Source organism: Pseudonocardia sp. C8, assembly GCF_014267175.1.
Taxonomy (GTDB): Bacteria; Actinomycetota; Actinomycetes; order Mycobacteriales; family Pseudonocardiaceae; genus Pseudonocardia.
The window spans coordinates 5,572,786-5,586,208 of record NZ_JACMTR010000002.1; the positions used below are offsets into that span (position 1 = coordinate 5,572,786).

The window sequence follows — 13,423 nt, forward strand, 5'->3', positions numbered from 1 at the left end:
GGTGGATCGCCGCGACACGCCGCGCCGCCGATACCGCCGTCTACGGAATCCGGAAGATCGCCGGATAGCGTCGTGGGCATGGATCCGGTGCGCAACCCGTTCGCCCCCGGCGCCGGGCAGCGCCCGCCCGAGCTTGCCGGGCGGGACCGCGAGGTGGATGCCTTCGAGATCGTCCTGGAACGCGTCGCGCGAGGCCGGCCGGAACGCAGCCTGGTGCTCACCGGCCTGCGCGGGGTCGGCAAGACCGTGCTGCTCGGCGAGCTGCGCTCGATGGCGATGCACGCCGGCTGGGGCGCGGGCAAGATCGAGGCCCGCCCGGACGCCGACCTCCGCCGCCCGCTGTCCGCCGCGCTGCACCGGGCGATCCGCGACCTCGCGGTCCGGCACCGCGCACCCGAGCGGATCGACGAGGTCCTCGGCGTGCTGAAGGCGTTCGCGCTGCGTTCCTCCCCGGACGGGACCAAGCTGCGGGACCGCTGGCAGCCCGGCATCGACGTCCCGGTGAAGAACGGGCGTGCCGACTCCGGGGACATCGAGATCGACCTCGTCGAGCTGTTCACCGAGGTCGCCGAGCTGGCCCAGGACGTCGGCTCCGGCGTCGCCCTGCTCGTCGACGAGATGCAGGACCTCAAGCCGGACGACGTCTCGGCGCTCTGCGCCGCCTGTCACGAGCTGTCCCAGGCGCGGGCGCCACTGGTCGTGGTCGGGGCCGGGCTGCCGCACCTGCCCGCCGTCCTGTCGGCGTCGAAGTCGTACTCGGAGCGGCTGTTCAAGTACTCGCGGATCGACCGGCTCGACCGCAAGGACGCGGACTTCGCCCTGCTCGCCCCGGCGGAACGCGAGGACGCGACGTTCGACCAGGACGCGCTCGACGACCTCTACGTCCGCTCGGGGGGCTACCCGTACTTCGTCCAGGCCTACGGCAAGGCGGCCTGGGACGCGGCGCCCACGAGCCCGATCGGCGCCCAGGACGTCGAGATGGCCGCGCCGGAGGCCGAGGCGGAGCTCGCCGTCGGATTCTTCGGGTCCCGCTACGAGCGGGCCACCCCCGCCGAGCGGGAGTACCTGCGGGCGATGGCAGAGCTCACCGACGGCGAGGACCTGCCCGTCGAGACCTCCGGCGTCGCCAAACACCTGGACCGACGGGCGTCGTCGCTGTCCCCGGCCCGGGACAGCCTCCTGAAGAAGGGACTGGTGTTCTCGGCCCAGCGGGGGCAGATCGCGTTCACGGTGCCGCACTTCGGGCGTTACCTGCTCGCCAACGCCTGAGTCCTGTCCCCCGGACGGGTGAAAACCGGTTGCGGTGTAACGGAACACCGTCCGTGCTCGACAGGCCGGTCGAGCCCCGCGACGCCACCGGACCCCCGACCTGGTGGTGGCGCGGGGCCTTCCACGTTCCGGGCGTGGTCGCGGGGCGCCGGGCGCTGCCGGAGGCGTCGTTCCCTGCCCGTAGCATCTGGCGGGTGGTCGAGCCCAAACTCGAGATCCAGATGCTCCACGACCGGGTCATGATCAAGAAGGTCGAGGGGGCCGGTGAGCGACGGAGCTCGGCCGGAATCGTGATCCCGGCAACCGCACAGGTCGCCAAGCGTCTGGTCTGGGGAGAGGTCGTGGGGGTGGGTCAGCACGTGCGAACGGTGAAGCCGGGCGACCGCGTCCTCCTCGCCCCCGAGGACCAGTACGAGGTCGAGATCGGCGGGGTCGGACACCTGGTGATGCGCGAGCGGGACCTGCACGCGGTAGCCACCGAGGCCACCCAGCACGGAACCGGTCTCTACCTCTGACCCCTGCCTGGCCCGCCGCCCGAGGGCGTGCGGCCCTCCAGGTCGACGGCAGTGCGGAAAGGAAGCCCCACGTCATGCCCGAGCGTCAGTCCCCGCCCGGCGAGGCCACCGAGCACGCGGTGACGCCTGCACCGGATCCGGGAACGGGAGACCGTGGCACCGCCGCCGGGGTCGACACGCCCCACGCGTCGCCGGGCCGCCCGGTGATGCCCGCCCGCCGCCCGTCGCCCGGCCCCCGGAGCGGTGACGCCGCGCCCGACGCCCGGCCCACGCCATCGCCGCGGCCCACCAGCCCGGCCGGGAGCGCCGACGCGCGCCCTGCTCCCTCGCCCCGGCCGACCGGGAACGCCGAGCAGGTCACCCGGCCCTCGGCCGCCGCGGGGAGCTCCGAGCAGGCCGCCACCCGGCCGGCCGGCCCCGGCGCGAGCTCCGAGCAGGCCTCCGCGACGAAGCAGACGACGCCGGTCGCGCGCAGCGAGCAGCCTCACGCCACCCGGCCGGTGGATCCGGGCGGGAACGGCGAGCAGGCGTCCGCCGCCGGGCAGGGGGTCGCGGTCGCGGGTGCGGGGCAGTCCTCGGCCACCCCACCGGCGCCCGGCGGCACCGCGCCCGCATCGGCGCCCGGTGGTACCTCGCCCGGATCCGCGTCCGGTGGCACCGCGCCCGCATCGGCGTCCGGTGGTGCGCCCGCATCCGCGCCCGGCGGTACCGCGCCCGCATCGGCGCCCGGCGCCACCGCGCCTGCATCGGCGCCCGGCGCCACCGCGCCTGCATCGGCGCCCGGTGGCGCCGCCCCGTTGAGCGAGCAGCGCACCCACGTCCTGCCGCGCGTCCCGCCGGTGTCCGCGCAGGGTGCCGGCAACCCCGCGGAGCGGACCGAGCGGATCCCGGCCGGTGGCCCCGCCGCGTTCGGTGGTGCCGCCGGTGCCACCGGGCCGGGCGGGCCCGGCGGACCGGGTGGCCCGGACGGCCCCGGCCCGGACGGCGGTGAGTCCGGAGGTGACGGAGGCGGCGAGGGTGGTTCCGGTCGCAAGCGGCCGACCGGCCTGATCGTCGCTGCCGCCGTGCTGGGCGTGCTCGTCCTCGCCTACGTCGGCGACCTGGTGCTCTCCTCCGGCAGCGTCCCGCGCGGGGTCACGGTCGCCGGTCAGGAGATCGGCGGCATGTCGCGCGCGGCGGCCACCGACAAGCTGAAGGCGGCCATCGAGCCGCGCTCCTCGGCACCGGTGCAGGTGCAGGCCGGTGAGGTCCACAGCCAGATCGACCCGAAGGCCGCCGGCCTCCAGGTCGACTACCGGCGCACCCTGGACGAGGCGGGCGAGCAGCCGCTGAACCCGATCACCCGCGTCTCGTCGTTCTTCACCCAGCGCGAGGTGCCGGTGGTCGACTCCGCCGACGACCGCGCCGTCCGCACCGCGCTGGAGCAGATGGCCCCGCTGGTGCTGCGGGAGCCCAAGGAGGGCTCGGTCGAGTTCCAGGACCTGAACCCGGTGCCGGTGGCACCGAAGCCCGGCCAGACGCTCGACGTCGACGCGGCCGTCGGCGTCGTGTCGCAGCAGTGGGCCACCGGCCGGCCCGTCCAGCTGCCGCTGATCGTCGAGCAGCCCGTCACCACCCCCGCCGACGTGCAGCAGGCCATCGACGAGGTCGCCCGCCCCGCGGTCTCCGCCCCGCTGACCGTCACCGGTGAGGGCGCGAACGCCACCATCGAGCCCGAGGACATCGCCAAGGCGCTCAGCTTCACCGCGGACCCGGAGGGCACCGCGAAGCTGAAGCCGGTCATCGCGAACAAGATCCTCGAGGAGGCGGCGAAGCCGCAGCTCGCGAGCACCGAGAAGCCCGGCATCGACGCCCGGCTGGACTTCGCGTCGACCCCGCCGAAGGTCATCCCGTCCCAGGACGGCCGCGGCATCGACTACAACGCGACGTTCGCGAACGTCCTGCCGGTCCTGACCGGCCCGGGCCCGCGCCAGGTCCCCGCTGTCTACGCGCAGAAGCCCGCGGAGATCAGCACCGCTGATCTGCAGTCCCTGGGCAACGCGGTCGAGATCGGCTCGTTCACGACCGGCGGGTTCGCCGCGGACTCCGGCCAGAACATCAAGCGGGCCGCCGAGGCGATCGACGGCGAGATCATCCAGCCGGGCGAGACGTTCAGCCTGAACGGGGTGACCAACCCGCGGAACCTGGCCAACGGCTACGTCGAGGCCGGAGTGATCGAGGACGGCCACCCGGCCCGCGGCGTCGGCGGCGGTGTCTCCCAGCTCGCGACGACGCTGTACAACGCGTCCTACTTCGCCGGCATGACCGACGTCGAGCACAAGGAACACAGCTACTACATCAGCCGCTACCCGGTCGCCCGCGAGGCGACCGTGTTCAACAACCTGATCGACGTCAAGTTCCGCAACGACGGCCCGACCGCGGTGCTGATCAAGACGTCCTGGACGCCCAGGAACGTCACGGTGAAGTTCCTCGGCCAGAAGATGTACGAGGTCTCGTCGTCGACCGGGCCGCGGACGAACCCGACCGAGCCCCAGGTCGTCAACATCCCGCCCGGCCAGCCGTGCAGCCCCAGCAAGGGCTCCCCCGGCTTCACCGCCACGGACACCCGGACGCTGCGCAACGTGCAGACCGGGGAGACCAAGAGCGAGACCCGCACGGTGAAGTACAACCCGCAACCGATCGTGCACTGCGGCGGCTGATTCGGTGATCATCGCGGTCAGGTACTGACGAGGCCTGCCTCACATTCGTACCCTGATCCCTCTGGCGGCGAGCGAGGGATCGGGGTACGCATGCGGATCGCGGACGTTCTCAAGGCCAAGGGAAGCGCGGTGACCACGGTGTCGCCGGCCGACCCGGTGACCGTGGTGCTGCGCTTCATCACCGAGGGGAACCTGGGTGCGCTGCCGGTCGTCGACGGCGACCGGCTGGTCGGCATCATCTCCGAGCGGGACGTGGTGCGCCGCCTGCACCAGCAGGGCAGCGCGCTGCTGAACGCCCCGGTGTCCGAGGTGATGACGGCGGACGTCGTCACCTGCTCGCCGGACGACAGCGTCGGCGACCTCGCGAAGGTCATGACCGAACGCCGCGTCCGGCACCTCCCGGTGCTGGTGAACGGCGCCCTGACCGGGATCGTCTCGATCGGCGACCTGGTCAAGGCCCGGATCGACATGCTGGAGGAGGAGCGCAAGCAGCTGGAGAGCTACATCGCCCAGTAGCACGAGCCCAGCGGCAGGAGAAGGCCCCGGGCGGGGAGTCCGCGCCCGGGGCCCATCGCGGGAGGATGGTCAGAACGCGGCCTCGTCGAGCTCCATCAGCGCGTTGTCGGCGTTCTCGATGATCGCCTTCTCCGAGGTGAGGCGCGGCAGCACGGCCTTCGCGAAGAACGACGCGACGCCGACCTTGCCCTCGTAGAAGCTGCGGTCCCTGGCGGGCACCCCGTCGCCGCCCAGCGCCTCGAGCGCAACCGTCGCCTGGCGCAGCAGCAGCCACCCCACGAGCAGGTCACCGACCGCCATCAGCAGCCGCACGGTGTGCTGGCCGACCTTGTAGAGGTTCGTGACGTCCTCGGCGGCGGTGTACAGGTAGCCGGTCAGCGAGCCGAGCATCCCCTGGACGTCGGTGAGCGCGGTCGCGAGCAGCGCGCGCTCCTCCTTCAGCCGGCCGTTGCCCGCGTCGGAGTCGAGGAACGCCTGGATCTCGCCGGCCACGTGCGCCAGCGCCTGGCCGTTGTCCCGGACGATCTTGCGGAACAGCAGGTCCAGGGACTGGATCGCGGTCGTGCCCTCGTACAGCGAGTCGATCTTCGCGTCCCGGATGTACTGCTCGATCGGGTAGTCCTGCAGGAAGCCCGAGCCGCCCAGGGTCTGCAGCGACTGGACCAGCTGCTCGGTGGCGCGCTCGGAGCCGACGCCCTTGACGATCGGCAGCAGCAGGTCGTTCACCTTGTCCGCGAGCTCCGCGTCCGCACCGCCGAGCCGCACCTTGTCCTGGAACGTGGCGGTGTAGGTGTAGACGGCGCGCAGGCCCTCCGCGTACGCCTTCTGCAGCATCAGGCTCCGGCGGACGTCCGGGTGGTGCGTGATCGTGACCCGGGGCGCGGTCTTGTCGGTCATCCGGGTCAGGTCGGCGCCCTGAACCCGCTCCTTGGCGAACTCCAGCGCGGTCAGGTAGCCCGCCGACAGCGTGCCGATGGCCTTGGTGCCGACCATCATGCGGGCGTACTCGATGACCTGGAACATCTGGGCGATGCCGTCGTGCACGTCGCCGAGGAGCCACCCCACCGCCGGGGTGCCGTGCTGGCCGAATGTCAGCTCGCAGGTCGTGGACGCCTTGAGACCCATCTTGTGCTCGACGTTGGTCACGAAGGCGCCGTTGCGCTCGCCGGGCTCGCCGGTCTCGGGGTCGAAGTGGAACTTCGGCACGAGGAACAGCGACAGGCCCTTGGTGCCCGGCTTCGCACCCTCGGGCCGGGCGAGCACCAGGTGCATGATGTTCTCGGTGAAGTCCTGCTCGGCCGAGGTGATGAACCGCTTGACGCCCTCGATGTGCCAGGTGCCGTCGTCCTGCTGGACGGCCTTGGTGCGGCCGGCGCCGACGTCGGACCCCGCGTCCGGCTCGGTCAGCACCATCGTGGCGCCCCAGCCGCGGTCGATCATGAGCTCGGCCCAGCGCTTCTGCTGCTCGGTGCCGTTGCGGTGCACGATCGAGGCGAAGTTCGGCCCCGCCATGTACATGAAGACCGCCGGGTTGGAGCCGAGGATCATCTCGGCGGCGGCCCACTGCACCGACGGCGGGATGCCGTAGCCGCCCAGCTCGGCGGGCAGGCCGAGCCGCCACCACTCGCCGTCCCACAGGACCTGGTAGGCGTCCTTGAGCTCCTGCGGGGTGGTGACCGAGAAGGTCGCGGGGTCGAAGAGCGGCGGGTTGCGGTCGATCGTCGCGTAGTGCTCGGCGAGCGGGCCGGTGCAGACCGCGGAGAGCTCGGACAGCACGCCCTTGGCGGTGTCGATGTCGACGCCCTCGAACGGGCCCGTGCCCAGGTGGTCCTGGATCCGGAAGACCTCGAACAGGTTGAACTCCAGGTCGCGCAGGTTGCTCTTGTAGTGGCCCATCTGCTCTTCACCGCCGTTCCTGCCAGGGCCGATCCGCTTACCGGCCGGTAACTGACTCCAGAGTATTACTCGTCGGTAACCAGGGCAAGGTGCGGTGTGCCGTCCGGCGCACCGACACCAACGGGTGACGCGCGATCCGGCGCGCCCGGATCGGGTGACCGCCGTCGGCAGCCGACAATGCGCGGTGACGCCAGTGGCGCACGAGGCGCATGTGGCTGGGGGGACGGCCGGGTACCGGTCGGAAGGGCAGGGCGGGCATGGGGGGACCGGGCAGCTGCTCCGGTACGGGAGCGGGTCCGGACGGTTCCGGACCGGATCGGACGCCGTGGCGGCCGAGCCGCCGCCGGCTGCTGATCGCCGGGGCGGTGGCCGGGGCCGGCCTCGTCGTCCCCGCGCCGGACGGCACGGCGCACGCCGGGGAGCCACCGCACCCGGGGGACCCGGCACCACCGCCCCCGGGGCCGCGGCGACCGGCCGGGGGCGTGCCGGCGCCACCGTCGCGGGTGCCGGGGCCGCCGGGCATGCCCGGGCCGGTCGCCGGCGCGGGGGCCCGGGCGGAGGGGGTCCGCGCGCCCTACATCGCCCGCTGCTTCGAGTGGGGTGCCCGCCGTCCGTCGTCGCCGCCGCGGATCTGGGACCGGCGACCGATCCGGATCCTGGTGCACCACACCGCCGGGGGGAACACCCCGGACTTCAGCGTCGCGGCCGCGCACCGGATGGCGCGGGGCATCCAGGCGTACCACATGGACCGCAACGGCTGGCTGGACTCCGGCCAGCACTTCACGATCTCCCGTGGTGGCCACGTCATGGAGGGCCGCCTGTGGAGCCTCGGCGAGCTCAACGGCGGGCGCCGGGTCGTCGAGGGCGCGCACTCCCCGGGGCAGAACGTGATCGCGATCGGGATCGAGAACGAGGGCACCTACATCGGGGCCGACCCGCCCGCACCGCTGTGGAACTCGCTGCGCGCGACCTGCGCCTACATCTGCGCGCAGTACGGCATCGCCCCCACCGAGCTCTACGGCCACCGCGACTTCCGCAACACGATCTGCCCCGGCGACCGGCTGTACGGCATGCTGCCGCGGCTGCGGCGGGAGGTGGCCGGCCTGCTGGGGCGGCGGCTGTCCCGCACCGAGGCGACCAGGGCGAGCTGGCCGTTGCTGCACGAGGGCGACACCGGGCCGCTGGTGGAGGCGGCCCAGTACCTGCTGCGGGACGCGGGGACGCTGCGCGGGAACGCGGACGGCCGCTTCGACGACCGCACGCGCGCCGCCGTCACCGAGTTCCAGGTCGCCCACCGGGCCGACGACGTCAACGGCATCCTCGGTGGGGAGTCCTGGCCGGAGCTCGCCCGCACGGTGCGGGCCGGGACCGAGGGCGATGCCGCCCGGGCGGTGGAGGTCCTCGCCCGGTACCGCAGGACCGAGAGCGTGCCCGACGTCGTGGACCACCCGGTCTGGCAGCGGCTCCTCGGCACCGGCGGCCCGCCGGTGCCGTCCACCGAGGACCCGCCCGGCACCCGGAACCGCTGAGCCGCGCGCCGCACGGACCGGTCGCTAGGCTCGCCGCGTGCTCGACCGCTGCCCCGCCTGCGCCGCGCCCGCCGGAGACCCGTTCTTCTCGGTGACCGGCCTCCCGGTCCACGGGACCGCGGTGCTCCCCGACCCCGGGTCGGCCCGCGCGGTCGGCGTCGGCGACCAGGTCCTGGTGCTGTGCGAACGCTGCGGCACCGTGTTCAACCGGGACTTCGACGAGGGCCTGCTCGACTACACCGGCGACCACGAGGAGTCCCAGCACCACTCCCCCCGCTTCGCCGCCTACGCCGAGGAGATCACCGCGGACTGGGTGGCCCGGTTCGGGCTGGCCGGGGAGCACGTCGTCGAGGTGGGCTGCGGGTCCGGTGACTTCGCCGCCGAGCTGCTCGCCGCGGGCGTCGGCCGGGTCACCGGCATCGACCCGCACTTCGGGCCGGACCGGGTGCGGCCCCGGCTCGCCGGCCGGTTGACCGCCGTCCCGGACGTGTTCGCCCGCGACCAGGTCGAACCGGGCACCGCCGCGCTGGTCTGCCGGCACACCCTCGAGCACATCCCCGCGCTGGCGGACTTCGGGGCCGAGCTGCACGCGGGGCTGGTCCGCGGCGGCGGCCGCGCGCTGCTGGCCGAGGTGCCCGACCTGGGCCGGATCCTCGACGAGGGCGCGTTCTGGGACCTGCAGTACGAGCACTGCTCCTACTTCACCCCGGCGACCCTGCGGGGCTTCCTGGCCGGCAGCGGCTTCGGCGGGGTGGACGCGGGCGACGTCGCCGTGCGCCTCACCTACGCCGACCAGTACGTCGTCGCCGAGGCCGGCCCGCGCGGCACGCCCGGCACGCCGGAGCTCGCCCCGCACCTGCGCGACGCCCTGCACGCGGCCTGCCACGACTTCGCCGCCCGGGCCGGCCGGCAGATCGGGCACTGGCGTGGCTGGCTGGGCGAGCGGGCCGCGGCCGGCGACGACGTCGTCGTGTGGGGTGGCGGGGCGAAGGGGCTGACCTTCCTCAACGTCGTCGAGGGCGGCAGCCGGGTGTCCGGCGTGGACGGCGGCGCGCCCGGCGCGGTGCGGGCCGTCGTCGACATCAACCCGGGCCTGCAGGGCCACCACATGGGCGGGCTCGGGCTGCCGATCCGCGCCCCGAAGGATCTCGTGGACGCGCCGCCGCGGTCGGTGCTGCTGATGAACCCGGTCTACGCCGGCGAGGTCCGCGCCACCCTGGACGGCCTGGGCCTGACCACGACCGAGCTGCTGACGGTCTGACCCCGATCCGTGCTCAGCAGGCCAGCCGGCGCACCACGGCGAGGTCCTGCTCGGTGGCCACGTGCAGGTTCGCCGGGTCGCCGGGCACGGTCACGACCCGGTGGCCGAGCGCGGCGAGCATTCCCGAGTTCTCCACCGGCCGCGGCGCACCGGCGTGCGCGGCCCGCAGCACCTCCGCCCGGAACGCCTGCGGGGACTGCGCGACCCAGGTGTCCTGCTTGGGCAGCGTCTCCTGCACGACGCCGTCGACGACCCGCTGCACGACCTCCAGCATCGGGATCGCCGGTACCGCACCGTCCGCCCCGCCGCGGACGGCGGCGATCACGTCGGTGAACAGCCGGTCCGCGGCGAGCGGGTGCGCCGGGTCGGCGAGCACCAGGATCCCGGCCCGCTCCGGGACGACGGCCAGCGCGTTGCGCAGCGACGCCGACTGGTGGTCCCCGCCGGTGGCCAGCATGTCGACCGGCTCGCCGTCCCACCCGACACCGGGCGGCAGGACCAGCGCGACCCGGTCGCAGGTCCGCCGGGCCGCGGCGACCGTGTGGTCGACCAGCCGCGCCCCGGCCAGCTCTTCCAGCTGCTTGAGGCGTCCGTACCGGGTCCCGGTCCCCCCGGCCAGCACGACCGCCCACACCTCGTCCACCACGGGGGTGATCCTGCCGGGACCCCGGCCGGACCCGGCAGCCGCACCCGATAACCTCGGTGCCCCCTGGTCGGGGGCGGGCGAGGGAGGGTGCGTGGGCGCAGCGGCTCCGGCAGGTGCGGCCGCCGTCGGCCTGCTCGACGGCGCGCCGGCGTCGATCGCGCTGGTCCGGGCGGTCTCGGAGGATCCGGCCGCGCCGCGGGCCGTCGCCGTCACCGGGCCCGCCGGATCCGGCAAGTCCACGGTGCTGCAGGCACTCCTCCGGGCGTGGCGCGCCGCGGGAGCGGACGTCGTCGAGAGCGTCCCGGGCGGGCCCGCCGCGGACGCGGTGATCGTCGTCGACGACGCGCACGACCTGCCGGGCGACGAGCTCGACCGGCTCCGGCTGCTCGCCGACAGCCCGGGTGCCCGGATCGTGGTCGCGTTCCGGCCGTGGCCGCGCGGGCGCGCACTGGCGCGGCTGGCGGCGGTGCTCGCCGCGTCCGCACCGCCGCTGGTCCTGGGCGCCCTCGACGCGGCCGGGGTCGCCGCGCGGGCCGTCCGGATCACCGGGCACCGGCTCGGCGACGACGCGGTCCGTGCCGTCGCCGAGCGCACCGCCGGTTCCCCGGTGCTCGTCGACCGGCTGCTCGGTTCCGGGACGACGACCGGCGTGGCACCGGCGGCGCTCGCCGAGCAGATCGGCTACGCCGTCGACGCCGAGGACCGCCGGGTGGTCGAGCTGGTCACCGCGCTCGCGCTCGGCGCGCCGTCGGACAGCGAGGTGCTCGTCCCGCTGCTCGGCCTGAGCGACACCGCCGGCAGCGGGATCGACGAGGTCGACGAGCTCGTGCAGCGTGCGGTCGCCGCCGGCCTGTGCACCCCGGACGGCGCCGTGGTGCCGCTGGTCGGCGAGGCCGTCCGGACGCGGGTCCCGCCGGCCCGGCGCACCGAGCTGCGGCGCACCCTGGCCGAGATCGAGCTGGAGCGCGGGGGCAGCGTGCTCGCCGTCGCCCGCACGCTACGCGGATCGGGAGCGACCGGGGACCGTGCCGCCGCGGTGTTCGTGGCCGCGGCCGCGGAGGCCGCCCGCTCCGAGCACCCGGACGCCGTCCGGTTCTACGCCGAGGCGGTCGCGGCCGGGACACCGCCGCTGTCCGTCGCCGCCGGCCGCGCCGAGGCGCACCTGGTCGCCGGGGACCTGGACGGGGCGCTGACGCACGCCGACGCGGTGCTGTCCGCGACCGACGCCGTCGAGGCCGACGACGCCGTGCGCGCCGGCTCGGTGGCCGCCGCCGTGCTGGCCCGCCGTGGCCTGCTGGCCCGCAGCGCCGAGCTGTACCGCTGGACGGCAGCGGTGTCCGGGGAGCGCCCGCCCGCCGCGGCCGTCCCGGTGCTGATCGGTACCGGCGCGCTGGAGGAGGCGCGCGAGCTGCTGGGGCCCGGCGGGTTCGTGCCGGGCCGGGCACCGACGCTCGTCGACGGCGCCGACGACCTCACCGCCCGCGGGATGCTCGACTCGGTGCAGGGCTCGCCGACCGCGGCGCTGTCCGGGCTGGCCCGCGCCGCCGGGCTGCTGGAGAGCGCCCACGGCGCCGCGCTGCTGCCGGACACCCCGGCCGCGCTCGCCGCGCTGGTCGCGGTGCACACCGGCGAGTTCGACGTCGCATCGTCGGTGCTGGACCGGGCGCTGCGGACCGGGCTCGGCGGTGCACCCGCCCGGCCCCGGCACCGGCTGCTGCTGGGCTGGATCGCGCTGCTGCGCGGCGCCACCGGCCCGGCCGAGGACCGGCTCGCGGCCGTCGACGCGGACGCCGGTGGCCGCCCGCTCGAGCCGCGCGACGAGTTCCTCGCCGCCGCGCTGCAGGTGGCGATCGCCCGCCGCAACTCCGACCTCGGCGCGCTGATGCGGGCCTGGACCCGGGCCCGGCAGGCGATCGTCCGGCACCCGGTGGACCTGTTCGTGCTGCAGCCGCTCGGTGAGCTCGTGACCGCCGCGACCCGGTTGCGCGAGGAGAGCTGGGTGGCGCCGCACCTGGACGAGGCGACCGCGCTGCTCGACCGGCTCGGCAGGCCCGCGCTCTGGGCGGCCCCGCTGCACTGGGCGCAGCTGCAGGCCGCCGTGCTGGTCGACGACGTCGAGGCCGCCCGTGCCCACACCGCCGCGCTGGAGGCGGCGGCCTGCGGCAGCCGGTTCGCGCATGCGATGGCCGTCGCCGCGCCGCACTGGGTGGGGGTGCTCGAGAACCGGGTCGACCCGGCGGCCGTGGAGGACGCGGCCCGCGGGCTGCACGCGGTCGGGCTGTCGTTCGACGGCGGCAAGCTCGCCGGGCAGGCCGCGCTGCGCGCCGACGACCGGCGGGCGGTGTCGGCGCTGCTGGCCTGCGCCCGGGCCCTGCAGGCCGCGGGCGCGGAGGTCCGGCCCGACGTCGGCGGGACCTCCGCGCACGGGTCCGCCGGCGGCGGGGCCTCGACCGGTACGTCCGGTCACGGGGACGCGGCGACGACCGACGGCCCCTCCGCGGGGCCGGGGCGTGCGGGCACCGGAACGTCCGCGGGTGCGACGTCCGGCGGGCGCCGCGCCGGTACGCCCGGGGTGCGGCCCGCCCCGGCCGGGACCGGTGCCGCCGGGCGCCCCGCCGACCCCGGTGGGGCGGATGTCGCCGGGCACCCGGCCGGCGCTGGTGGGGCGGGTGTGCCCGGGCGCCCGACCGGCGCTGGTGGGGCGGGTGTCGGCGGGCACCCGGCTGGTGCCGGTGGGGCCGGTGTTGCCGGGCGCCCGGCCGGTGCCGGTGCGGCGGTCCCCACGCGGGCGGATCCGAACGGGGCGGCGGCCCGGTCCGAGCGGGGCGGCCCCGGCGAGGGTGCCCGCCCGGCCGTGCCGTCGTTGCTCTCGGAGCGGGAGCGGGAGGTCGCCGAGCTGGTCGTGCAGGGCCGTACCCAGAAGGAGATCGGCGAGGCGCTGTTCATCTCCGCGAAGACGGTCGAGCACCACGTGGCGCGGATCCGGCAGCGACTCGGCGCCGGCAGCCGCAGCGAGCTCCTCGACCAGCTGCGCCGGATCCTCGACGAGCGCTGAGCTCGCGCGCGCCGCGGGCAGCGAGGACGTCGGCGGC

Annotated in this window: 9 protein-coding genes; 7 read left to right on the forward strand and 2 right to left on the reverse strand. The window is 75.3% G+C overall.

Annotated elements, in window-relative coordinates:
• The first annotated feature begins 78 nt into the window (after positions 1-78).
• The 4 genes from H7X46_RS26475 (at position 79) to H7X46_RS26490 (ending at position 4,999) form a co-directional block, all read left to right on the forward strand.
• Positions 79-1,269, forward strand: a complete 1,191-nt coding sequence (locus H7X46_RS26475; RefSeq protein WP_186361929.1) for an ATP-binding protein — start codon at positions 79-81, stop codon at positions 1,267-1,269.
• A 194-nt stretch (positions 1,270-1,463) separates the two neighbouring features.
• On the forward strand, positions 1,464-1,784 hold the full coding sequence (locus tag H7X46_RS26480; protein WP_186362934.1) for a co-chaperone GroES: 321 nt from the start codon (positions 1,464-1,466) through the stop codon (positions 1,782-1,784).
• 74 nt (positions 1,785-1,858) lie between these two features.
• Positions 1,859-4,483 carry a VanW family protein gene (locus H7X46_RS30425; protein ID WP_186361930.1) on the forward strand — a complete coding sequence of 875 codons (2,625 nt, stop codon included), beginning with the start codon at positions 1,859-1,861 and terminating at the stop codon, positions 4,481-4,483.
• Positions 4,484-4,573: 90 nt separating this feature from the next.
• Positions 4,574-4,999, forward strand: coding sequence for a CBS domain-containing protein (locus H7X46_RS26490; RefSeq protein WP_186361931.1), 426 nt, complete (start codon positions 4,574-4,576; stop codon positions 4,997-4,999).
• 69 nt (positions 5,000-5,068) lie between these two features.
• On the opposite strand, the gene H7X46_RS26495 is transcribed toward H7X46_RS26490, so the two are convergent.
• Entirely contained in the window at positions 5,069-6,895 is a 1,827-nt protein-coding gene (locus H7X46_RS26495; RefSeq protein WP_186361932.1) for an acyl-CoA dehydrogenase, read from the reverse strand.
• A gap of 365 nt (positions 6,896-7,260) precedes the next feature.
• Between H7X46_RS26495 and H7X46_RS26500 the strand changes: the two genes are divergently transcribed.
• Both H7X46_RS26500 and H7X46_RS26505 read left to right on the forward strand, forming a co-directional pair.
• The gene (locus tag H7X46_RS26500) at positions 7,261-8,424 is read left to right on the forward strand and encodes an N-acetylmuramoyl-L-alanine amidase (protein ID WP_186361933.1); all 1,164 of its coding nucleotides are present in this window, start codon (positions 7,261-7,263) and stop codon (positions 8,422-8,424) included.
• 37 nt (positions 8,425-8,461) lie between these two features.
• On the forward strand, positions 8,462-9,685 hold the full coding sequence (locus tag H7X46_RS26505) for a class I SAM-dependent methyltransferase (RefSeq protein WP_186361934.1): 1,224 nt from the start codon (positions 8,462-8,464) through the stop codon (positions 9,683-9,685).
• Positions 9,686-9,698: 13 nt separating this feature from the next.
• Here H7X46_RS26505 and H7X46_RS26510 read toward each other — a convergent pair whose 3' ends face one another.
• On the reverse strand, positions 9,699-10,331 hold the full coding sequence (locus H7X46_RS26510; protein WP_222131447.1) for a 2-C-methyl-D-erythritol 4-phosphate cytidylyltransferase: 633 nt from the start codon (positions 10,329-10,331) through the stop codon (positions 9,699-9,701).
• Positions 10,332-10,422: 91 nt separating this feature from the next.
• On the opposite strand from H7X46_RS26510, the gene H7X46_RS26515 reads away from it, so the two are divergent.
• A complete protein-coding gene (locus tag H7X46_RS26515; protein ID WP_186361935.1) occupies positions 10,423-13,386 on the forward strand; it encodes a LuxR C-terminal-related transcriptional regulator in 2,964 nt (987 codons plus the stop codon).
• Positions 13,387-13,423 lie beyond the last annotated feature (37 nt).

Bases quoted from the DNA above. Each gene is read 5' to 3' on its own strand.
- H7X46_RS26490 (WP_186361931.1), top strand. From the start codon at position 4,574: ATGCGGATCGCGGACGTTCTCAAGGCCAAGGGAAGCGCGGTGACCACG.
- H7X46_RS26495 (WP_186361932.1), bottom strand. From the start codon at position 6,895: ATGGGCCACTACAAGAGCAACCTGCGCGACCTGGAGTTCAACCTGTTC.
- H7X46_RS30425 (WP_186361930.1), top strand. From the start codon at position 1,859: ATGCCCGAGCGTCAGTCCCCGCCCGGCGAGGCCACCGAGCACGCGGTG.
- H7X46_RS26475 (WP_186361929.1), top strand. From the start codon at position 79: ATGGATCCGGTGCGCAACCCGTTCGCCCCCGGCGCCGGGCAGCGCCCG.